Raw genomic sequence first — 19496 nt, forward strand, 5'->3', positions numbered from 1 at the left:
AGCTACCCATGTTTGGTTCCAACGACGACAAGAAGACGCCGGCCGAGGCCGCTGAGAAAAAATCCCTGTTCGGCTGGCTGCGCAAGAAACCGCAGGAAGCGGCCCCCGTGCCGCCCGCAGAACCCACCCAGCCCGAGCTGCCCGCTGCCGAAGCGCAGCCGGTTGCGCCTGCACCGGTGGTCGAGCCCGTTGCCGAGGTCGCACCGGTCGCTGCCCCAGCGTCAGAGCCGCAGCCCCAGCCGACACCCGCTGCGCCGCAAGCGCCGGTTGACGTGGCGCCGGCTCTCGCCGAGCCTGCTGCACCTGCACCTGCACCTGCACCTGCACCTGCACCTGCACCTGCACCTGCACCTGCGGCGCCGGTCGAGGCGGTCGCCAGCGTACCCGCACCCATCGTCGAAGCGCCCGCTCCGGCACCGGTGGTCGAAGTGCCTGTTCCTGCTGCGGTTGCCGAACCCACTCCTGAGCTCATTCCTGAGCCCGTAGTCGAAGCCCCCGTCGCCGCGCCGGCCCAGCCGCAGCCGGTGACCGAGGCCGCCAAGGCGGGCTTCTTCGCCCGCCTCAAGCAGGGCCTGTCGAAGACCAGCGCCAGCCTGGGCGAAGGCATGGCCAGCCTGTTCCTCGGGCGCAAGGCCATCGATGACGACCTGCTGGATGAGATCGAGACCCGTCTGCTGACCGCCGACGTCGGCGTCGAGGCCACCACCGCCATCGTCCAGAGTCTGACCCAGAAGGTCGCGCGCAAGCAGCTGGCCGACAGCGATGCCCTGTACAAGGCCCTGCAGGATGAACTCGCCGCGCTGCTCAAACCGGTGGAGCAGCCCCTGCGCATCGAGGCCGAGAAGCGCCCCTACGTGATCCTCGTGGTCGGCGTGAACGGCGTCGGCAAGACCACCACCATCGGCAAGCTGGCCAAGAAGCTGCAGCTGGAGGGCAAGAAGGTCATGCTCGCTGCGGGCGACACCTTCCGTGCCGCTGCCGTGGAGCAGCTGCAGGTCTGGGGTGAGCGCAACAATATCTCCGTGATCGCCCAGCACACCGGTGCCGATTCCGCCTCCGTGATCTTCGATGCCGTGCAGGCCGCCAAGGCCCGTGGCATCGACGTGCTGATCGCCGACACCGCCGGCCGCCTGCACACCAAGGACAACCTGATGGAGGAGCTGAAGAAGGTGCGCCGCGTGATCGGCAAGCTGGACGAAAGCGCTCCCCACGAGGTGCTGCTGGTGCTGGACGCCGGCACCGGCCAGAACGCCATCAACCAGGCCAAGCAGTTCCACCAGGCGGTCAACCTCTCCGGCCTGGCGCTGACCAAGCTCGACGGCACCGCCAAGGGCGGGGTGATCTTCGCCCTGGCCAAGCAGTTCGCCTTGCCGATCCGCTATATCGGCGTTGGCGAGGGCATCGACGACCTGCGCGACTTCGAAGCCGAGTCCTTCGTGCGTGCGCTGTTCGCGGAGCGGGAGCGCGCATGATCCGTTTCGAGCAGGTGGGCAAGCGCTATCCCAATGGCCACGTCGGCCTGCATGAACTGAGCTTCCGCGTGCGTCGCGGCGAGTTCCTCTTCGTCACCGGCCACTCCGGCGCCGGCAAGAGCACCCTGCTGCGCCTGCTGCTGGCCATGGAACGCCCGACCACCGGCAAGCTGCTACTGGCCGGCCAGGACCTGTCGCAGATCACCACTTCGCAGATCCCCTTCCTGCGCCGGCAGATCGGCGTGGTGTTCCAGAACCACCAGTTGTTGTTCGACCGCACCGTGTTCGACAACGTCGCCCTGCCGCTGCAGATCCTCGGCCTGGCCAAGCCCGAGATCGCCAAGCGCGTCGGCGTGGCGCTGGAGCGGGTGTCCCTGGCCGACAAGGCCGAGTTGTACCCGGCCGACCTTTCCACCGGCCAGCAGCAACGCGTCGGCATCGCCCGCGCGGTGGTGCATCGCCCTGCCCTGCTGCTGGCGGACGAACCCACCGGCAACCTCGACCCGCGCCTGGCGGCCGAGATCATGGGCGTCTTCGAGGACATCAACCGCTTGGGCACCACGGTTCTGATCGCCAGCCACGACCTGGCACTGATCGCGCGCATGCGCCACCGCATGCTCACCCTGCAACGTGGCCGCCTGATCGGCGACGGGGAGGCCGGCTGATGAGTGCCACCCGCATGCCGCCGCCCAAACCCGCCGAGCGCGTGGGCGCCACCGCCAAACCGACCGAACCGCAGAAAGACGGCGAGGAAGGCCCGGACTTCAGTGCCCTGCTGCACGCCTGGCTGGAAGCGCACCGCGCCAGCCTGGTGGACAGCCTTCGCCGCCTGGGCCGCCAGCCCATCGGCAGTTTCTTTACCAGCCTGGTGATGGCCATCGCCCTGAGCCTGCCCATGGGCCTGTCTTTGCTGCTCAACAATGTCGAGCGCCTGGGTGGCTCCTGGCAGCGCGCCGCACAGATCTCGCTGTTCCTGCAGATGGACGCCGGCGAAGCCGACGGCCAGAGGCTGCGCGAGGAAATCACCGGCATGGCGGATGTCGCCGAGGTCGAGTGGATCAGCCGTGAACAGGCGCTGGACGAGTTCCAGCAGCAGTCCGGACTGGGCCAGGCGCTCAAGGAGTTGCCGGAGAACCCGCTGCCCGGGGTGATCCTGGTGACGCCCAAGGAAGTCGACAAGACCACCCTCGAAGCCCTGCGCCTGCGCCTGGCCGAGCTGCCCAAGGTGCAGCAGGCCCAGCTCGACCTGGTCTGGGTGGAGCGCCTGTCGGCGATCCTCAAGCTGGGCGAGCGTTTCGTCTTCGGCCTGACTTTGCTGCTGGTGTCGGCGCTGCTGCTGGTGATTGGCAACACCATCCGCCTGCACATCGAGAACCGCCGCACCGAGATCGAAGTCATCAAGCTGGTCGGTGGAACCGATGCCTACGTGCGGCGCCCCTTCCTTTATATGGGCGCGCTCTATGGCATCGGCGCCGGGCTGCTGTCCTGGCTGGTGCTGGCCTTCGGCCTGAACTGGCTGAACGATGCGGTGGTCCGCCTGGCCGGCCTGTACGGCAGCGACTTCGCCCTGGGCGGCGTGCCCCTGGCCGATGGTCTATCCCTGCTTCTGGGGGCCGTGCTGCTGGGTTACATTGGCGCCTGGCTGGCCGTGGCGCGTCATCTCAGCGAATTGGCGCCGCGCTAGAAACCCCTTGTAAAAGGCTGCCCATGGATTGGGGTGTAACGAAACTTTTACGCTCCCTTGCAGTCATAAAAGCCAGTGCTAAACTGCGCGAGCTTAGTGAATCGGAGGATTCGCATGACCACTTCCCTGCAACCTGTCTATGCCCTGGCTCCCGGTGCGAACCTGGATGCCTACGTGCATGCGGTCAACGGCATTCCGCTGCTGACCCCCGAGCAGGAGCGCGAATTGGCCGAACGCCTCTTCTACCAACAGGATCTGGAAGCGGCGCGGCAAATGGTGTTGGCGCACCTGCGCTTCGTTGTACATATCGCCAAGAGCTATTCCGGCTATGGTCTGGCCCAGGCCGACCTGATCCAGGAAGGCAACGTCGGCCTGATGAAGGCCGTGAAACGCTTCAACCCGGAAATGGGCGTTCGTCTGGTGTCCTTCGCGGTGCACTGGATCAAGGCTGAGATCCACGAGTTCATCCTGCGCAACTGGCGCATCGTCAAGGTCGCCACCACCAAGGCGCAGCGCAAGCTGTTCTTCAACCTGCGCAGCCAGAAGAAGCGTCTGGCCTGGCTGAACAATGACGAAGTCCATGCCGTGGCCGAGAGCCTGGGTGTGGAACCGCGTGAAGTGCGGGAGATGGAAAGCAGGCTGACCGGTCATGACATGGCGTTCGACCCGGCGGCGGATGCCGACGACGACGCGGCCTACCAGTCGCCGGCCCATTACCTGGAAGACCATCGCTACGACCCGGCTCGCCAGCTGGAGGAAGCGGACTGGAGCGACAGCTCCACCGCCAGCCTGCACGAAGCGTTGGAAGGCCTGGACGAGCGCAGCCGTGACATCCTCCAGCAGCGTTGGCTGGCTGAGGACAAGGCGACGCTGCATGACCTGGCCGCCAAGTACAACGTCTCCGCCGAGCGTATCCGCCAGCTGGAGAAGAATGCGATGAACAAGCTCAAGGGCTTCATCCAGGCGTAAGCCAGCGACCCATCCGAAGCCGCCCCTACGGGCGGCTTTTTTCTGCCCGGAGCAAACCATGCCGATGCCCGCCTTCCGCCCGAAACACTGGCTGCTGTTCACCGCCGTGGCGCTGCTGTTCTTCTCCCTGGCGCTGTGGTTGCAGCGCAGCACCGGCCCGGCGGAGCCCCTGGGCTGGGTCGCGGCCTGGCAGCAACCGCTGCTGGAGCCCATGGCCGAGGGCAACCTGACCCTGGACGCCCTGAACGGCCAGGCTCCGGGTGAACTGTGGCTGCAGTCGGCCAGTGCCGGACCGCGCTTGCTGTTCCGCAGCACGGGGGCGGGTGCCGATGCATGCAACCTGGAAGCCGAGCTGGCGCTGGATGAGGGCGAGCGGGAAAGCCTGCTCAAGGCGCTGGGCGATGGCGGCAACCAGGGCGAACAGCCCCTGAGCCCGAAGCTGCTGGAGCAGCTGGCCGGCCATCGCATCGCCGCCCTTGAGTTGCGCCCGCAGCAGCCTCCGGCGGCGGAGCGCCTCGCCGCCAGCATCGGCCAGCCGCGCCTGCGCCTGCAGTTGGGGGAGGGGGAAGCCTGGGTCTATCCGACCGAGGGGCTGACCGCCCATGTGCTGGACGAACAGCTGCATCTGGTCCGCGTGGTGCCCCGCAGCACGATGAAACACTGACTCAGATCGGCGTGGCCGGCTTGAGCTGCTCCAGGTAGTGAGTGCCGCCCAGCTGGGCCATCTGCCGGCGGATCCAGCCGGCACGGCGGGCGACATAGCCCCCCGGGCGCCCGGCATTCCATTCGCGGGGGTTGGGCAGCACGGCGGCCAGCAGGCTCGACTGCTGGCGTGACAGGTAGGGTGCGGCGATGCCGAAGTGGTGCTTGGCCGCGGCTTCGGCGCCGAACACGCCGTTGCCCCATTCCGCGCTGTTGAGATAGACCTCGAGAATCCGCTGCTTCGACCAGAGCAGTTCGATCAGCCCGGTGAACCAGGCTTCCAGGCCCTTGCGCAGCCAGCTGCGGCCGGACCAGAGGAAGACGTTCTTGGCCACCTGCTGGCTCAGGGTGCTGGCGCCGCGCAGCGAGCCGCCGCGCTCGTTATGGGCCAGGGCGGCGCGGATGGCCGGGACGTCGAAGCCCCAGTGCTCGGCGAACTTCTGGTCCTCGGCGGCGATCACCGCGATCTTCAGGTCGTCCGGCAGTTCCTTCCAGGGGCGCCAGGTGCGCTGCAGGTCGATGGGCTCGCCGTCGACCCAGGACTCGATCTTGCGCTCCACCATCAGCATGGTTCCCGGTGGCGGCACCCAGCGGAAAACCAGCACCAGCAGCACCGAGCCGGCGGCGAACCAGAGCAGCAGTTTGAATAGGCGACGGCTGAGGGATCGGAACATGCGTGGGCTGGCCGGGGACTGGTTTGCGCGCCATTATAGCGGCCGCTTCCTACTTGTCTGGAGTCTTCGATGGCCCGCTTGTTCCTGCTGTTTTCCGCCTTCGCCGGGTTCACTGGCGTCACCCTCGGCGCTTTCGCCGCCCATGGCCTCAAGGCCCGCCTCAGCCCCGAGCACCTGGCGGTATTCCAGACCGGCACCCATTACCAGCTGATCCATGCCCTTGCGCTGTTCGGCGTCGGGCTGCTGTCCCTGCACCTGCCGGGGCGCCTGGTCAACGCCGCCGGCGGGCTGTTCGCCCTCGGCATCCTGCTGTTCTCCGGCAGCCTCTACGTGCTCACCCTCACCGGTGTCAGCAAGCTCGGCATCATCACGCCCTTCGGCGGCGTGGCCTTCCTCGGTGGCTGGCTGTGCCTGGGTCTGGCGGCTTGGCAACTGTCGGCACGCTGATCGTCCCAAGTCTGACCCTGGCGTCAAAAATGAGGACGAATGGCGCCATTCAGCCTTGGTCATCGGCATGGATCGGGCTAGAATGCCGACCCCTCAAGTTGTGACCGCATCGTCATGCACATTCAGTTGAACGGCGAACCCTTCGAGCTGCCCGACGGCCAGACCGTCGCGGACCTGATCGTGCGCCTGGACCTGACTGGCCGCCGCGTCGCGGTCGAACTCAACCTCGATATCGTGCCGCGCAGCCAGCATGCCGCCACCGCGCTCAGCGAAGGCGACCAGGTCGAAGTGGTACACGCCATCGGTGGCGGCTAGGCCGCCCGCTAGGAGTCCTCATGAGCCAAACGCCGATCGACAAGCCTTTCACCCTGGCGGGTCGTACCTATGAGTCGCGCCTGCTGGTCGGCACCGGCAAGTACAAGGACCTCGACGAGACCCGCCGCGCCATCGAAGCCTCGGGCGCCGAGATCGTCACCGTGGCGGTGCGCCGCACCAACATCGGCCAGAACCCCGGCGAGCCCAACCTGCTCGACGTGATCCCGCCGAGCCGCTACACCATCCTGCCGAACACCGCCGGCTGCTATGACGCTGTGGAAGCCGTGCGCACCTGCCGCCTGGCCCGTGAGCTGCTCGACGGCCACAACCTGGTGAAGCTGGAAGTACTGGCGGACCAGAAGACCCTCTTCCCCAACGTGATCGAAACCCTCAAGGCCGCCGAAGTGCTGGTCAAGGAAGGCTTCGACGTGATGGTCTACACCAGCGATGACCCCATCATCGCCCGCCAGTTGGCCGAAATCGGCTGCATCGCGGTGATGCCCCTGGCCGGCCTGATCGGTTCGGGCCTGGGCATCTGCAACCCCTACAACCTGCGCATCATCCTCGAGGAAGCCAAGGTTCCCGTGCTGGTGGATGCCGGTGTGGGCACCGCCTCCGATGCCACCATCGCCATGGAACTGGGTTGCGAGGCCGTGTTGATGAACACCGCCATCGCCCATGCCCAGGACCCGGTGATGATGGGCGAGGCGATGAAGCACGCTATCGTCGCCGGCCGCCTCGCCTACCTGGCAGGGCGCATGCCGCGCAAGCTCTACGCCAGCGCCTCGTCGCCGCTGGATGGTCTGATCCGCTGAGATAAACCATGACTGAACAGCAGGACTCGCCGGCAGAAGCCGGCGAAGTGCGTCACCGCACCATCAAGAGTTTCGTGATGCGCGCCGGGCGCATGACCGAAGGCCAGCAACGCGGCCTCGACCAGGGCTGGCCGAAGTTCGGCCTCGAGCTGGCCGACGGCCTCCGTGATTTCGATGCCCTGTTCGGCCGCACTGCGCCGCGCACCTTCGAGATCGGCTTCGGCATGGGCCACGCCACCCTGGAGATGGCCGCCGCCGCGCCGGAGCAGGACTTCATCGGCGTCGAGGTGCATCGCCCCGGCGTCGGCGCGCTGCTCAACGGCGCGATGACCCAGAACCTGAGCAACATCCGCGTCTACAGCTGCGACGCCCTGGAAGTGCTGCGCGACTGCGTGGCCGATGCCAGCCTCGAACGCGTGCTGCTGTTCTTCCCGGACCCCTGGCACAAGTCGCGTCACCACAAGCGCCGTATCGTCCAGCCGGCCTTCGCCGAGCTGGTGCGCAGCAAGCTGCGTATCGGTGGCGTGCTGCACATGGCCACCGATTGGGAGCACTATGCTGAACACATGCTGGAGGTGATGAACGTCGCCCCCGGCTACCGCAATCTGGCGGAGGATGGGCGTTACGTGCCACGCCCTGAAGAGCGCCCGATCACCAAGTTCGAACGTCGTGGCGAGCGTCTCGGCCATGGCGTGTGGGACCTGAAGTTCCAACGCGTCGACTGATCCACCCTTCGCGGCCCCGGCCGCGAATGCCACGGACGAGCACAACCCTAGACCGGGACCACCCGGCGCCAGGACGGCACCCTCACCTGATCCGACGGAAATAAAGAGCCCCACCTATAGTGGTGGTGGCACAAGAACAATAGCGGCGCGACCCGAGCGCGCCGCGAGGAGAAGGCTGTGTTGAGAAAGTTTGCAATTCTGCTTCTGGCCTCCTGTGCCCTGCAGGCGCAGGCCAAGGTCGGTGCTGACGATGCTGCGCGCCTGGGTGGGGAGCTCACGCCGCTGGGCGGCGAGCGTGCGGGCAATGCCGAGGGTTCGATTCCGGCCTGGGACGGCGGCCTGGCGACTCCGCCGGCCAGCTACCAGCCCGGCATGCACCACCCCGATCCCTTCGCTGGCGAAGCGCCCAAGTACATCATCACCAGCAAGAACGCCGGCCAATATGCGGCGCAGCTGCCGGCCGGCCTCAAGGCGCTGGTGGAGACCTACCCGGATTACTCCGTGCGCGTCTTCCCCACCCATCGCAGCGCCGCCGCTCCGCAGCGCATCTATGAGGCGACCCGTGCCAATGCCGTCAACGGCGAGTTGATCGCCGGCGGCAACGGCGTACAGGGCGTAGCGGCGGGCATTCCGTTCCCGATCCCCTCCAGCGGCCTGGAAGTCATCTGGAACCACATCCTGCGTTACCGCGGCGACCAGATCCATTTCGTCACCAACCAGGCGGCGGTACTGTCCACCGGCAGCTACAACCTGCAGAAGCTGGATCGCAACATCTACTTCGTCTACGGCCGTGATGGCGTGCAGCCGAAGGATCTGGAAAACACCATCTTCTACTACAAGTACGCGGTCGTGGCCCCGGCCAAGCTGGCCGGTTCCGCGCTGGTGGTGCAGGAGACCCTCGACCAGGTGCTGTCGATCCGCAAGGCCTGGCGCTTCAACCGTGGCGAACGCCGCGTGCGCCGCCTGCCGATGCTGGCCTATGACACCCTGCAGCCGGATACCAACGGCATGGCCACCGCCGACGTCGTCGACTCCTACAACGGCGCGCCGGAACGCTACGAGTGGAAGCTGGTGGGCAAGCAGGAGACCCTGGTCCCCTACAACAGCTACGCCGTGCACCAGAAAGGCATCCCCTACGATCAGATCCTCAAGACCAAGTTCGTCAACCCGGACCTGCTGCGCTACGAGCTGCACCGCACCTGGGTGGTCGAGGCGAACCTGCGCAAGGGCTTCTCCCACCCGTACGCCAAGCGTCGTTTCTACATCGACGAAGACAGCTGGCAGATCCTCGCGGTGGACCTGTACGACAAGGACGGTCAGTTGATCGGCCTGCAGGAAAGCCACCCGATCAGCTACTACGATGTACCGATGTTCGGCAGCACCCTGGAAACCATCTACGACTTCAAGGGCGGCCGCTACTTCGCCGATGGCCTCGACAACAACGAGCCCATGTACGACTTCAACGCCCCGCTGGGCCCGCGTGACTTCACGCCGCAGGCGCTGCGCCGCGAAGGCAACTGATATTCCGGCCTGCCTGGCCACTCCAGCCGCCCTTCGGGGCGGCTTTTTATTGGGCGCGGGAAAAGCGTCGGCCGGTGGCATGTGCGTCGAGGTGATGGGTTTCCCTTCGCTCTACCCATCCTGCGATGCGGGTAGGGGTGGGCCCTTTCTAGTTGATCATCTCGGCGCCGAGGATGGTCTGCTCCGGCAGGGCCGGCGGCGCGGGGCTGATCTGCATGTACTTGATGCTTTCGCGGGGGATGAGCAGCAGGTCGCCATCCACCTCGATGCTGACGAAGGCCGACTCCATCTGCTTGCGCAGGCCGCGCGCGACCTCCACCGGGTCGCTGGACTGCTGGGGAAAGCGCAGCGCCAGGCGCTGGCCGTCCTGGAAGTGCAGGTAGAGGTGCTTGATCGGCTTCATGGCGTGCTCCTTGTCGATGACGTGGCGGCCAGTGGCCGCCGGAGCGCGCCCTGAGCCTCAGTTGCGGTCGGCGAGGACGCCGATCAGGAAGAAGACTAGTAGCAGGACCGGGGCCAGGGTGTAGTTGTTGAAGTAGCCCAGGCCCTTGGCCAGCCAGGGGGTGAGGAAGATCATCGCCAGGCCGTAGCCCAGGGCGCAGAGGGCGACGAACAGCAGGGTGCGGAAGAGGAAATTGAGGCCGCCGATGCGCTGCTGGACCCAGGCGTTGATGCCGGGGCCGAGCAAGACCAGCAGGGTTGCCATGATCGCCAGGGAGATGTCGTAGAGGTGGCTGCGGCTCCAGCGGGAGAGGGTCGCGACCAGGTCCAGAAGCAGGTCCATCCGTTGTCCTTAGCCCTCAGGGCAGGAAGTGTTGCAGCAGGTCGTTGAGGAACAGCTGGCCTTCCCGGGTCGCCACCAGGCGCGCTGGGTCGGTATCGAGCAGGCCGCGGGCCTGGGCCTCGTTGCGTGCCCCGGCGAGGCCGGAGAGCGGCATGCCGGTACGCGAGGTGAACAGCTCGGCCTGCACGCCATCGGTGAGGCGCAGCACGTTCATGAGGAATTCGAAGGGCAGCTCGCCCGCATCCAGCACCCGTTCGCCGGCCTGGAAGGGTTTGGCCGCATCCAGGTAATCCTTGGGCAGGCGGGTCTTCCAGGTGCGCACGATGTGCCCGGCCGGGTCGCTGAGCTTGGCATGGGCGCCGGCACCGATGCCGAGGAAGTCGCCGAAGGTCCAGTAGTTGAGATTGTGCCGCGCACGTCGGCCTTCGCGGGCATAGGCGGAGACCTCGTACTGGGCGTAACCATGCTCGGCCAGCAGTGCCTGCCCGGCTTCCTGGATGTCCCAGAGGATGTCGTCCTCGGGCAGCTCCGGCGGCTGGGTCCAGAACACCGTGTTCGGCTCCATGGTCAGTTGGTACCAGGACAGGTGCGTCGGCCCCTGGTCGATGGCGATGCGCAGGTCACCCAGGGCGTCCTCGATTGACTGGTCCGGCAGGCCGTGCATCAGGTCCAGGTTGAAATTGTCGAAGCCGGCCTGGCGGGCCATGTCGGCGGCGCGGATCGCTTCGCCACCGTCGTGGATGCGCCCCAGGGCCTTGAGCTTGGCCTCCTGGAAGCTCTGCACGCCGATGGACAGGCGGTTGATGCCCAGCTGCCGGTAGGCGGAGAACTTGGCCTGCTCGAAGGTGCCCGGGTTGGCTTCCAGGGTGATCTCGATGTCGCGGGCGAAGGGCACGCGCCGCTCGACGCCTTCCAGCAAGCGGCCGAGGGCCTTGGCGCTGAACAGGCTGGGCGTGCCGCCGCCGAAGAAGATCGAGGTCAGCTCGCGGCCATGGACGTGGTGCAGATCGGCGTCGAGGTCCGCCAGCAAGGCATCGACATAGGCCTCTTCAGGCAGCTCGGGGCCGGCAGCGTGGGAATTAAAGTCGCAGTACGGGCATTTGCGCACGCACCACGGAATGTGGATGTAAGCCGCCAGGGGAGGCAGCTCGAAGCCCGAAGCTTGAAGCTTGAAGTCGCTTCCAGCTTCCAGCTTCCGGCTTTCGGCTTTCATATCCCCAACCGCTGCTTCAGCAGGGCCATGGCGCGGGCGCGATGGCTGAAGCGGTTCTTCTCGGCGGGCGGCATCTCGGCGCTGGAGCAGTCGCCTTCGGGCACCCAGAACAGCGGGTCGTAGCCGAAGCCGTGCTCGCCACGGGCCTCGAAGAGGATGCGGCCGCGCCAGGCGCCTTCGCAGAGGATCGGCAGCGGGTCGTCGGCATGGCGCATCAGCGCCAGGGAGCAGATGAACTGCGCGCCGCGCCGGGCTTCCGGCACGTCCTTGAGGGCGGCCAGCAGCTTGGCGTTGTTGGCCGCGTCACCCTGGCCGTCGGCATAGCGCGCCGAGTAGATGCCGGGGGCGCCGCCGAGGAAGTCCACCGCCAGGCCGGAGTCGTCGGCCAGGGCCGGCAGGCCGGACACGCGGGCGGCGTTGCGGGCCTTGAGGATGGCGTTCTCGACGAAGGTCAGGCCGGTTTCCTCGGGTTCGACGTCACTGAATTCGCCGATCGAGCGCACACGCACGCTGTCGCCGAGCATGGCCTGGAGTTCCTTGAGCTTGCCGGCGTTGTGGCTGGCCAGCACCAGTTCTTTGAAGGGCATCATTCGTCTGGGAAGAATTCCTGGTCGAAGTTGAAGGTATTCGGCGCGTTGTCGCCCTGCTGCACCGTCAGGGTGAAGTTGAGCATTTCGCGCTGGCTGAAGGGGAACTGCGCCAGGTAGTAGATGGCGCCGCCTTCGTTGACCTGCTTGAAGGCCAGCGGGGTGACCTTGCCGAGCAGGTCCTTCGCCTGGCCGCTGACCTGGGCGGTGCTGGCCTTGCCGGCCTTGAGCACGGCGACGTTGACCACGCCCTGGGTCTTGCTGCGCACCAGGCCGACGGCGGCGGCGACGTCCGGCTGCAGGAAGCCGGAGTTGAACGCGCTGTAGTGCACGTCGAGGTCACCGAAGGTCTGCTTGCGTTCGGCCACGGCCGGCAGGGCCAGGCACAGGGCGAAGAGGAAAAGGGTCAGGCGGCGCATGGTGGGGGTCCTCCGGTTCAGTTCGCGATACGGCTTTCCAGCACGCTGGGGCCGCTGACGCGATAGATGCCGATCTCTCCTAGAAGATTAGGCCATACGCGGCTACCCAGGTTGTGGCGGTGCTCGTGGTCGACCGCCAGGCGGTCGAGCACCTTCATCTTCATCTCCCGGCACAGGGCTTCGAAGTCCTTGAAGGTGCAGAAGTGGATGTTCGGCGTGTTGTACCAGGTGTAGGGCAGGAACTCGGACACCGGCATGCGGCCGTTGCGCGCGAGGTACCAGCGGCAGCGCCAGTGGCCGAAGTTGGGGAAGGTGATGATGCACTGGCGGCCGACGCGCAGCATCTCTTCGAGGATGCGGTCGGGGTAGTGCACGGCCTGCAGTGCCTGGGTCATCACCACCACGTCGAAGCTGTTGCTGGCGAAGTTGCCCAGGCCCTTGTCCAGGTCCTGCTCGATGACGTTGACGCCCTTGCTGACGCATTGGGCGATGTTGTCCGGGTCGATCTCCAGGCCGTAGCCGGTGACCTGCTTGTTGTCACGCAGCCAGGCCAGCAGTTCGCCGTCGCCGCAGCCGAGGTCGAGCACGCGGCTGCCGGCGGGGATCCAGTCCTGGATGATTTCGAGGTCGGCGCGCACGGTGGCTCCCTTAGACGGCGATGCGGTTCATGTAACCGCTGAAGGCTTGCAGGTAACGCGGGATCGGCATCAGGAAGGCGTCGTGGCCCTGGGGCGCGTCGATTTCCAGGTAGCAGACGTTCTTCCGCGCGGCGGTGAGGGCGTCGACGATCTCCCGCGAGCGGGCCGGGGAGAAGCGCCAGTCGGTGGTGAAGGACATCACGCAGAAGTCCGCCGTGGCACCGGCCAGGGTCTTGGCCAGGTCGCCGTTGTGGGCGGCCGCCGGGTCGTAGTAGTCCAGCGCCTTGGTCATCAGCAGGTAGGTGTTGGCGTCGAAGCGGCCGGAGAACTCCTCGCCCTGGTAGCGCAGGTAGCTCTCCACCTGGAACTCGACGCTGTGGAAGTCGTAGTTGAGCTTCTCGCTCTTCAGGCCGCGGCCGAATTTCTCGCCCATGGCGTCATCGGACAGGTAGGTGATGTGGCCGACCATGCGCGCCAGCATCAGGCCGCGCTTGGGGATCACGCCCTGGTCCTGGAAGTGGCCGCCGTGGAATTCCGGGTCGGTGAGGATGGCCTGGCGTGCCACTTCGTTGAAGGCGATGTTCTGGGCCGAGAGCTTGGGCGCCGAGGCGATGGCCAGGCAGTGGCGCACGCGCTCTGGGTAGCTGATGGTCCACTGCAGCGCCTGCATGCCGCCGAGGCTGCCGCCGACCACCGCGGCCCATTGGCTGATGCCCAGGACATCGGCCAGGCGGGCCTGGCTGTGCACCCAGTCTTCCACCGTCATCACCGGGAAGTCGGCGCCGAAGGGTTTGCCGGTGGCCGGGTTGATGCTGGAGGGACCGGTGGAGCCGTTGCAGCCGCCGAGGTTGTTGAGGCTGACGACGAAGAAGCGGCGGGTGTCGATGGCCTTGCCGGGGCCGATGCAGCTGTCCCACCAGCCGGGCTTGCGGTCTTCCATGCTGTGGAAGCCGGCGGCGTGGTGGTGGCCGGACAGGGCGTGGCAGATCAGCACGGCGTTGCTGTGGTCGGCGTTGAGTTCGCCGTAGGTCTCATAGACCAGGTCGTACTCGGCCAGGCTGCGGCCGCAGGCCAACGGCAGCGGCTCGCTGAAGCGCTGCACTTGGGGCGTGATCAGGCCGACGGAATCTTCGGGGATGACGGTGGGCATCGCGGCCGCTGCTCTTTATCTGGGAAGGGCGCCAGTCTAAAGAGCACCGTCCCCCCGGCAACAGGCGGAACGGTGGCCAAACCCTTGAATCGAAAGGCTCAGGCCTCGTGTTGCTGACGCACCAGCCCGGGCAGGCTGACCACCTTGCCCTGGCGCTGGATGGGCGCCGGGCGACGCAGCACGCGGAGCATGTCGTTGGCCTGGGCCAGCTGCTTTTCCAGCTCGCCGGTGTAGCGCGACAGCTGCAGCACGCGCTGACGCGCCTGCTGGGTGTCCTGGGCCAGGGCCTTGAGGCGCAGCATGTGGGTTTCCAGCAGCTGCTTGTGCTCCAGGGTGTTCTGCATCAGCGGCATCAGCGCTTCGTTGGCCCACTGTGCGGCATCTTGGCGCAGGCGCTGGTGCATGCCGATCACCTCCTGCACCAGGGTGGCGAAGAAGCGGCGGGTCAGCAGGCGCTGCTCGGTGAGCAGGGTCTTCAGGTGCAGGCGGAACTGGTCGGCCTTGCCCCGCAGCTGGCGCAGCTCGCGCTGGTAGCGGGTGACATCGAACTGCGGGGCGTCGACGCCCTGCAGCGGGTTTTCCTCGTTGTGCCGGCGGTAGACGGCCGAGACCATCTTGTTGGCCGTGTCCGCCTCGTGTTCGAGGCTGTGCAGGTCCGCTTCCACCGAGCGGAAGAAGTGCAGGATGGCCTGGTTGATGCCCACCGTGGTCCAGCTGCTGGTGAGGTTGCGGCGCACCCGGGCCAGGTGTTCTTCCAGGCGTTCGGGGCGGGCGGCGGCGCGGAGCATGTCGCCCTGGCGCTTGAGCAGGCGCTGGTTGGTCTTCAGGCCGAGCAGCCGGCGATGGTGGCGGGCGTGGTCTTCCTTGGTGCGGGCGGTCAGCTCGAAGAGCATCTGGCCGTTGTCCTGCTGGTGGTTGCTGAGCAGTTCCTGCTGCTCGCGCACCTTCTCCAGGCGCAGGTTGAGCACGTGCTGGCTGTTCTGCAGCAGGGCCAGCACCTGGTTGACCACGCGGGTCTGCAGTAGGCGTTCCTTCTGCGCGACGATGCGCTCGCAGAGCAGGGTCTCGAGGTTGGCCATCTGGCTGCGTTCCAGCAGCTCGTGGTCCTTGCGCACCTTGGCCAGCAGGGCCTGCTTGGCCGACAGCGGCAGCACGTCTTCGCGGCGGATGCCGAGCTGGCGGGCGGTGGATTCCTGGATCTGGCGGATGGCGTTCTGCACGAAGGTCTCGCCGGCGAGGTCGTCCCAGAGCACGTCGACCTTGTTCAGCACGGCGAACAGGCTGGTCTGGGTGTCTTCGTCGAGCTGGCGGATGTGCTGCTGCCAGATGTCCATGTCGCTGGCGGTGACGCCGGTGTCGGCGGCCAGCAGGAAGATGATCGCCTGGGCGCTGGGCAGCATCGACAGGGTCAGTTCCGGCTCGCTGCCCAGGGCGTTCAGGCCCGGGGTGTCGAGGATGCGCAGGCCCTGGCGCAGCAGCGGGTGGTCGAAGTTGACCATGGCGTGGCGCCAGGCCGGCACCAGCACCATGCCGGGGCGGCCGGCGGATTCCAGGGTGTCGGGGTGGAAGCCGAGCTGGATGGCCTGTTCCACCGGCATCGGCTTGGTCTTGGCCACCTGGGTGAAGGCCTGGACCATGTTGTCCGGGTCGCTGATATCCAGCGGGATGTTCACCCAGTGCCGGGGGATGCGCTTGAACTGCGCGACGCTGGCCGAGGCGGTGCGCGTTTCGATCGGCAGCAGGCGGATGTAGGAACGCTCCGAGCGCGGGTCGAAGAACAGCTCGGTGGGGCACATGGTGGTGCGGCCGGCGTGGGACGGCAGCATGCGCTGGCCGAACTCGGAGAAGAACAGGCTGTTGATCAGCTCGGTCTTGCCCCGTGAGAACTCGCCGACGAAAGCCAGGGTGATGTGGTCGGTGCGCAGCAGGCGCAGGGTGCGCTCGAGCTTGTCCTGCACCGCATCGGAATTGAGGCGGTTGTGTTCCAGCCAGCTGCGATAGCGGGTGATCTCGCGCATCAGCTCGCGTTTCCAGGCGACGTAGGCGTCAACCTGTTGACTGAGACGTTCCATGCTCATCCTGGCTCTCCTTCCGGTAGCGCGTCCTGCGTACAGAAATGTGGGAACTCGACATCGATGCGACGGCGACCTGGCGGCTGCCGTTTGCCCTGGCCGGGCGGGCCCGCCGCCTGTGGTGGCGCGAGCGGAGGAATGGCTCGCATTATCCGGGGCCCAACGGCGCCGTCAATCGGCCCGCTCGGCGGTCCCGCCTTAAGGTCTGTCAGGGCGACCGAGCGGTCAGTCCGGGGAGCTCCGGGAGCTTCTGCGGGGCGCGGATGCGCACGCGTTTCTGCCGGTTCAGCTCGCCGCTCTCCAGGCTCACCAGGCTCTTGGCGACGCCGAAGGCCTGGCCGAGGAAGGCCAGCAGGTGCGCATTGGCCTTGCCTTCCACCGGGGGCGCGGTGAGGCGGATCTTCAGGCGCTCGCCATGCAGCCCGGCGAACTCGTCGCGGCTCGCCTTGGGCTGCAGGTGGACGTCGAGGATCAGGTCCTCGCCGTCCCAGCGGAAGAAGCTCATTACATGAAGGGGCTGAGGATCTTCGGCATCCCGGTCATCACCGCCAGGTTGCCGATCACCAGCATGTCGATCAGGCGCAGGGCGATGAAGGCGAAGATCGGCGAGATATCCAGGCCGCCGAGGTTGGGCAGCAGCTTGCGGAAGGGCGCCAGCAGCGGCTCGCAGATCTGGTTCACCAGCTGGGCGCCGGGGTTGTAGCTGTTGGGGGCGACCCAGGAGAGGATCACGCTGATGATCATGGCGAAGAAGAACACCTTGATGAACAGCGAGGTCACGGCGATCAGCGCCCACACCAGCAGTTGCAGCAGGTAGCCACCGACGCCGTAGCCCATGAGGACCAGGGTGACGATCATCAGCAGCAGCTGAATGAGGATGGCCAGCACCAGGGACGCCACGTCCAGCCCGGCGAAGCCGGGGATGACCTTGCGCAGCGGGTTCAGCAGCGGCTTGGTGGCGCGCACGATGAACTGGCTGAGCGGGTTGTAGAAGTCGGCGCGCACCAGCTGCAGGATGAAGCGCAGCAGCACGATCAGCAGGTAGAGGCTGCCAAGGGTCTGGATGACGTAGATGGCGGCGGTGGAAAGTCCGGTCATTAGGCGTTCCTTGTGGGCGTTGGGACCCCGGTCGCGAAGTCGGGGCTCGCTACGGGGCGCTTGGCGCGGTCGGCGGGCGACGGCGTTGCGTGGAGATAATGTAGGGAATTCGGGGCGAACGGTCGCGGAAATCTGTTGCGGGCTGTATGCACGGTGGTTTCCTCAGCGCCTGGCCATCAGGTCCGGGCCCTGGCAGGCCGGGTCGGCGGCATCGCTCACCGACAGCAGGGTGAAGCCACCGGGCTCTTGGCGGATCGCCAGGTAGCGATGGGTGCCGCCTTCCAGGGGCTGTTCGCTGGTCAGCTCCAGTTCCACCTGGAAACGCTCCGGCTCGGCCTGGCAGCCGCGCACGGCGCCGTAGTTCAGGGTCACGTCGCGGCGGGCTTCGAGGGCCAGCAGGTGCTCGCGGGCGAGCAGGGATTCGCTGGCGTTGTCCGGCTCGCTCCATTCGCGGGCGGTGTCGGCGCCGACCTGCAGCCACTCGTCGACGAAGTCGCGGCCGCTTTTGGCGGCAGGCTGCACGCGGTGCAGCGCCTCGCCATCCAGGCGGTACCGCAGGATGCCGGGGCGGGTGAGGAGGTCCACATCCAGCATGCCGACTTCGGTGCGCAGCTCGAAACCGTCTGGGCTGGGCTTGAGGCGGGTTTCCACTTCGTCACGCACATAGCCGTGCTCGACATGGTCGAGCACGCGCTGGGGCGTGTCGCCCTGGCGCGGCTGCACGATGTCGATGCTCAGGCGGCTCCAGCGCGAGGTGCACCAGGGGGTGCCATGGGCGATCACCAGTTGGCCGCCGGGCAGGCGGAGGTGGCGGAAGAAGTCGCCGTTGGCCCCGGAAATCTCCGTATAGCCCTTGCTGCGCCAGTCCAGGCTGCGCACCCAGTGGCCGTTCTCGCGGCTGTAGCCGAGCAGCAGGTTGTCGTCGCCGCAGGGGATGTCGAAGCCGGCGTTGACCAGCAACATGGGATCGGGCGTGTCCTCGCGGCGCACCACCAGGCGGAGGCTGTCATCGCCGGCTTCGCTGGCGCCATTGCTCGGCGCCAGGTGGGTGGCCAGCAGCGCCTGCAGCGCGTCGGCAGCGACGGCTTCGTCGCTGCACGCCAGCTGTGCGTCGATGGCGGCGGCGAGGCTTTCCTTATAGGCGTCCAGCGCTGCCACCAGGGGCGGGGCGAGGCTGTCGTCCATCTCGCCCGTGCGTTCGTCGAGGCGACGCTGCAGTTCCTGCTGCGCGCTGGCCACCGCGTGCTCCAGCGTCACCGGAACGGGGCATTCGGCCGCCCGGGCGGCGGTGCCGGCGAGGATGAGGGCAAGCAGGGTGGCACCCGCAACGACGCTCTCCAGCGGGGAGCGCGGGCAACGCGTCGGCGACGGGCGCATGGCGGTCACTGGCCCAGCTGTTCCGCCAGTTCGGCGGAGCGGTTGTCGGCGGCTTGCAGCGCCTGCTCCACCAGGGACTCGAAGGCGTTGCCCTGGAAGGACTTGATGGCCGCTTCGGTGGTGCCGTTGGGCGAGGTCACGCGGCGGCGCAGCTCGTCCGGGCCAACATCGCTGGCCACCGCCATGCGCGCCGCACCGAGGGCGGTCTGCAGGGTCAGGCGGGCGGCGACGTCCGGTGCCAGGCCGAGCTTCTCGCCGGCGGCGGTCATGGCCTCCATGAGCAGGAAGAAGTAGGCCGGGCCACTGCCGGAAACGGCGGTCACGGCGTCGATCTGCTTTTCCTCGTCCAACCACAGGGCGATGCCCACAGCGCTGAGCAATTGCTCGGCCTGCTGGCGCTGCTCGGCGCTGACCGCTGCGGTGGCGTACAGACCGCTGGCGCCTTCGCCCAACAGTGCCGGGGTGTTGGGCATGCAGCGCACGATGGAGTCGACGCCCAGCCAGCGCGCGAGGCTGGCGCTGGGGATGCCGGCGGCGATGGAAACGATCAGCTGGCCGGCGGACAGGCTCGGTGCCAGCGCTTCGCACACGGCCTTCATCACCTGGGGCTTGGTGGCCAGCACCACCACGTCGGCGTCACGTACCGCCTCGGCGTTGCTTTCCACCACTTCGATGCCGTGCTCGGCGGCCACCTTGGCGCGCTGCTCGGCGCCGGGGTCGCTGGCGCGGATGTGGCTGGCCGGTACGCCCTGGGCGCGCAGGCCGCCGATCAGGCTGGCGGCCATGTTGCCGGCGCCGATGAACGCGATGCGGGTAGTGCTCATGGATGCTTCC

23 protein-coding genes are annotated in these 19496 nt (G+C 67.0%); 10 read left to right on the forward strand and 13 right to left on the reverse strand.

The window, feature by feature from the left end; genetic code table 11:
- The first annotated feature begins 8 nt into the window (after window positions 1-8).
- The 5 genes from ftsY to PSm6_RS11985 all read left to right on the forward strand — a co-directional run bounded on the left by ftsY (window position 9) and on the right by PSm6_RS11985 (window position 4789).
- Window positions 9-1472: a signal recognition particle-docking protein FtsY gene (gene ftsY, locus PSm6_RS11965; protein WP_265170278.1), complete on the forward strand. Its 1464-nt coding sequence runs from the start codon at window positions 9-11 to the stop codon at window positions 1470-1472.
- Window positions 1469-2137 (forward strand): cell division ATP-binding protein FtsE, encoded by a 669-nt coding sequence (gene ftsE, locus PSm6_RS11970; protein ID WP_021218338.1) that lies wholly within the window; start codon window positions 1469-1471, stop codon window positions 2135-2137. The genes ftsY and ftsE overlap by 4 nt, the downstream gene beginning before the upstream one ends.
- Window positions 2137-3156 (forward strand): permease-like cell division protein FtsX, encoded by a 1020-nt coding sequence (gene ftsX, locus PSm6_RS11975; protein ID WP_021218339.1) that lies wholly within the window; start codon window positions 2137-2139, stop codon window positions 3154-3156. Before ftsE ends, ftsX begins: the two co-directional genes overlap by 1 nt.
- A 114-nt stretch (window positions 3157-3270) precedes the next feature.
- Window positions 3271-4125 (forward strand): RNA polymerase sigma factor RpoH, encoded by an 855-nt coding sequence (gene rpoH, locus PSm6_RS11980; RefSeq protein WP_021218340.1) that lies wholly within the window; start codon window positions 3271-3273, stop codon window positions 4123-4125.
- Window positions 4126-4183: 58 nt separating this feature from the next.
- Window positions 4184-4789: a hypothetical protein gene (locus PSm6_RS11985; protein ID WP_052351260.1), complete on the forward strand. Its 606-nt coding sequence runs from the start codon at window positions 4184-4186 to the stop codon at window positions 4787-4789.
- Between the two features lies 1 nt (window position 4790).
- On the opposite strand, the gene mtgA is transcribed toward PSm6_RS11985, so the two are convergent.
- Complete coding sequence (mtgA, locus tag PSm6_RS11990) at window positions 4791-5501, reverse strand: monofunctional biosynthetic peptidoglycan transglycosylase (RefSeq protein ID WP_043240881.1); 711 nt, start codon at window positions 5499-5501, stop codon at window positions 4791-4793.
- Window positions 5502-5570: 69 nt separating this feature from the next.
- On the opposite strand from mtgA, the gene PSm6_RS11995 reads away from it, so the two are divergent.
- From PSm6_RS11995 to PSm6_RS12015, 5 genes are all read left to right on the forward strand, one after another.
- Entirely contained in the window at window positions 5571-5948 is a 378-nt protein-coding gene (locus tag PSm6_RS11995) for a DUF423 domain-containing protein (RefSeq protein WP_043240878.1), read from the forward strand.
- Window positions 5949-6062: 114 nt separating this feature from the next.
- Complete coding sequence (gene thiS, locus PSm6_RS12000; RefSeq protein WP_043240875.1) at window positions 6063-6263, forward strand: sulfur carrier protein ThiS; 201 nt, start codon at window positions 6063-6065, stop codon at window positions 6261-6263.
- A 20-nt stretch (window positions 6264-6283) separates the two neighbouring features.
- Window positions 6284-7078 carry a thiazole synthase gene (locus PSm6_RS12005; RefSeq protein WP_043240872.1) on the forward strand — a complete coding sequence of 265 codons (795 nt, stop codon included), beginning with the start codon at window positions 6284-6286 and terminating at the stop codon, window positions 7076-7078.
- Between the two features lie 8 nt (window positions 7079-7086).
- Window positions 7087-7803 (forward strand): tRNA (guanosine(46)-N7)-methyltransferase TrmB, encoded by a 717-nt coding sequence (gene trmB, locus PSm6_RS12010; protein ID WP_021218346.1) that lies wholly within the window; start codon window positions 7087-7089, stop codon window positions 7801-7803.
- Between the two features lie 177 nt (window positions 7804-7980).
- A complete protein-coding gene (locus PSm6_RS12015) occupies window positions 7981-9324 on the forward strand; it encodes a DUF1329 domain-containing protein (RefSeq protein ID WP_043240869.1) in 1344 nt (447 codons plus the stop codon).
- Window positions 9325-9472: 148 nt separating this feature from the next.
- On the opposite strand, the gene PSm6_RS12020 is transcribed toward PSm6_RS12015, so the two are convergent.
- From PSm6_RS12020 to proC, 12 genes are all read right to left on the reverse strand, one after another.
- Complete coding sequence (locus tag PSm6_RS12020; protein WP_021218348.1) at window positions 9473-9727, reverse strand: hypothetical protein; 255 nt, start codon at window positions 9725-9727, stop codon at window positions 9473-9475.
- 57 nt (window positions 9728-9784) lie between these two features.
- Entirely contained in the window at window positions 9785-10108 is a 324-nt protein-coding gene (locus PSm6_RS12025; RefSeq protein WP_021218349.1) for a DUF3392 domain-containing protein, read from the reverse strand.
- Between the two features lie 16 nt (window positions 10109-10124).
- Window positions 10125-11321, reverse strand: a complete 1197-nt coding sequence (gene hemW, locus PSm6_RS12030; RefSeq protein ID WP_265170279.1) for a radical SAM family heme chaperone HemW — start codon at window positions 11319-11321, stop codon at window positions 10125-10127.
- Entirely contained in the window at window positions 11318-11911 is a 594-nt protein-coding gene (rdgB, locus tag PSm6_RS12035; protein WP_021218351.1) for an RdgB/HAM1 family non-canonical purine NTP pyrophosphatase, read from the reverse strand. Before rdgB ends, hemW begins: the two co-directional genes overlap by 4 nt.
- Window positions 11908-12327, reverse strand: a complete 420-nt coding sequence (locus PSm6_RS12040; RefSeq protein WP_265170280.1) for a DUF4426 domain-containing protein — start codon at window positions 12325-12327, stop codon at window positions 11908-11910. The genes rdgB and PSm6_RS12040 overlap by 4 nt, the downstream gene beginning before the upstream one ends.
- 17 nt (window positions 12328-12344) lie before the next feature.
- Window positions 12345-12965: a methionine biosynthesis protein MetW gene (metW, locus tag PSm6_RS12045; protein WP_021218353.1), complete on the reverse strand. Its 621-nt coding sequence runs from the start codon at window positions 12963-12965 to the stop codon at window positions 12345-12347.
- Window positions 12966-12975: 10 nt separating this feature from the next.
- Window positions 12976-14115, reverse strand: a complete 1140-nt coding sequence (gene metX, locus PSm6_RS12050; RefSeq protein ID WP_021218354.1) for a homoserine O-succinyltransferase MetX — start codon at window positions 14113-14115, stop codon at window positions 12976-12978.
- A 98-nt stretch (window positions 14116-14213) separates the two neighbouring features.
- Window positions 14214-16193: a dynamin family protein gene (locus PSm6_RS12055; protein WP_021218355.1), complete on the reverse strand. Its 1980-nt coding sequence runs from the start codon at window positions 16191-16193 to the stop codon at window positions 14214-14216.
- 202 nt (window positions 16194-16395) lie between these two features.
- Window positions 16396-16692 (reverse strand): DUF167 domain-containing protein, encoded by a 297-nt coding sequence (locus PSm6_RS12060; protein WP_021218356.1) that lies wholly within the window; start codon window positions 16690-16692, stop codon window positions 16396-16398.
- The gene (locus tag PSm6_RS12065) at window positions 16692-17285 is read right to left on the reverse strand and encodes a YggT family protein (RefSeq protein ID WP_265170282.1); all 594 of its coding nucleotides are present in this window, start codon (window positions 17283-17285) and stop codon (window positions 16692-16694) included. Before PSm6_RS12065 ends, PSm6_RS12060 begins: the two co-directional genes overlap by 1 nt.
- Before the next feature lie 162 nt (window positions 17286-17447).
- Entirely contained in the window at window positions 17448-18662 is a 1215-nt protein-coding gene (locus PSm6_RS12070; RefSeq protein WP_265170283.1) for a hypothetical protein, read from the reverse strand.
- 5 nt (window positions 18663-18667) lie between these two features.
- Window positions 18668-19486 (reverse strand): pyrroline-5-carboxylate reductase, encoded by an 819-nt coding sequence (gene proC, locus PSm6_RS12075; protein ID WP_021218359.1) that lies wholly within the window; start codon window positions 19484-19486, stop codon window positions 18668-18670.
- Window positions 19487-19496: the final 10 nt, after the last annotated feature.

This window comes from Pseudomonas solani (genome assembly GCF_026072635.1).
GTDB lineage: Bacteria > Pseudomonadota > Gammaproteobacteria > Pseudomonadales > Pseudomonadaceae > Metapseudomonas > Metapseudomonas solani.

Excerpts from the sequence above, each read along its gene's own strand:
- ftsY (WP_265170278.1), top strand. The coding sequence starts at position 9 with ATGTTTGGTTCCAACGACGACAAGAAGACGCCGGCCGAGGCCGCTGAG.
- ftsE (WP_021218338.1), top strand. The coding sequence starts at position 1,469 with ATGATCCGTTTCGAGCAGGTGGGCAAGCGCTATCCCAATGGCCACGTC.
- ftsX (WP_021218339.1), top strand. The coding sequence starts at position 2,137 with ATGAGTGCCACCCGCATGCCGCCGCCCAAACCCGCCGAGCGCGTGGGC.
- rpoH (WP_021218340.1), top strand. The coding sequence starts at position 3,271 with ATGACCACTTCCCTGCAACCTGTCTATGCCCTGGCTCCCGGTGCGAAC.
- PSm6_RS11985 (WP_052351260.1), top strand. The coding sequence starts at position 4,184 with ATGCCGATGCCCGCCTTCCGCCCGAAACACTGGCTGCTGTTCACCGCC.
- mtgA (WP_043240881.1), bottom strand. The coding sequence starts at position 5,501 with ATGTTCCGATCCCTCAGCCGTCGCCTATTCAAACTGCTGCTCTGGTTC.
- PSm6_RS11995 (WP_043240878.1), top strand. The coding sequence starts at position 5,571 with ATGGCCCGCTTGTTCCTGCTGTTTTCCGCCTTCGCCGGGTTCACTGGC.
- thiS (WP_043240875.1), top strand. The coding sequence starts at position 6,063 with ATGCACATTCAGTTGAACGGCGAACCCTTCGAGCTGCCCGACGGCCAG.
- PSm6_RS12005 (WP_043240872.1), top strand. The coding sequence starts at position 6,284 with ATGAGCCAAACGCCGATCGACAAGCCTTTCACCCTGGCGGGTCGTACC.
- trmB (WP_021218346.1), top strand. The coding sequence starts at position 7,087 with ATGACTGAACAGCAGGACTCGCCGGCAGAAGCCGGCGAAGTGCGTCAC.
- PSm6_RS12020 (WP_021218348.1), bottom strand. The coding sequence starts at position 9,727 with ATGAAGCCGATCAAGCACCTCTACCTGCACTTCCAGGACGGCCAGCGC.
- PSm6_RS12025 (WP_021218349.1), bottom strand. The coding sequence starts at position 10,108 with ATGGACCTGCTTCTGGACCTGGTCGCGACCCTCTCCCGCTGGAGCCGC.
- hemW (WP_265170279.1), bottom strand. The coding sequence starts at position 11,321 with ATGAAAGCCGAAAGCCGGAAGCTGGAAGCTGGAAGCGACTTCAAGCTT.
- rdgB (WP_021218351.1), bottom strand. The coding sequence starts at position 11,911 with ATGATGCCCTTCAAAGAACTGGTGCTGGCCAGCCACAACGCCGGCAAG.
- PSm6_RS12040 (WP_265170280.1), bottom strand. The coding sequence starts at position 12,327 with ATGCGCCGCCTGACCCTTTTCCTCTTCGCCCTGTGCCTGGCCCTGCCG.
- metX (WP_021218354.1), bottom strand. The coding sequence starts at position 14,115 with ATGCCCACCGTCATCCCCGAAGATTCCGTCGGCCTGATCACGCCCCAA.
- PSm6_RS12055 (WP_021218355.1), bottom strand. The coding sequence starts at position 16,193 with ATGAGCATGGAACGTCTCAGTCAACAGGTTGACGCCTACGTCGCCTGG.
- PSm6_RS12060 (WP_021218356.1), bottom strand. The coding sequence starts at position 16,692 with ATGAGCTTCTTCCGCTGGGACGGCGAGGACCTGATCCTCGACGTCCAC.
- PSm6_RS12065 (WP_265170282.1), bottom strand. The coding sequence starts at position 17,285 with ATGACCGGACTTTCCACCGCCGCCATCTACGTCATCCAGACCCTTGGC.
- PSm6_RS12070 (WP_265170283.1), bottom strand. The coding sequence starts at position 18,662 with ATGCGCCCGTCGCCGACGCGTTGCCCGCGCTCCCCGCTGGAGAGCGTC.
- proC (WP_021218359.1), bottom strand. The coding sequence starts at position 19,486 with ATGAGCACTACCCGCATCGCGTTCATCGGCGCCGGCAACATGGCCGCC.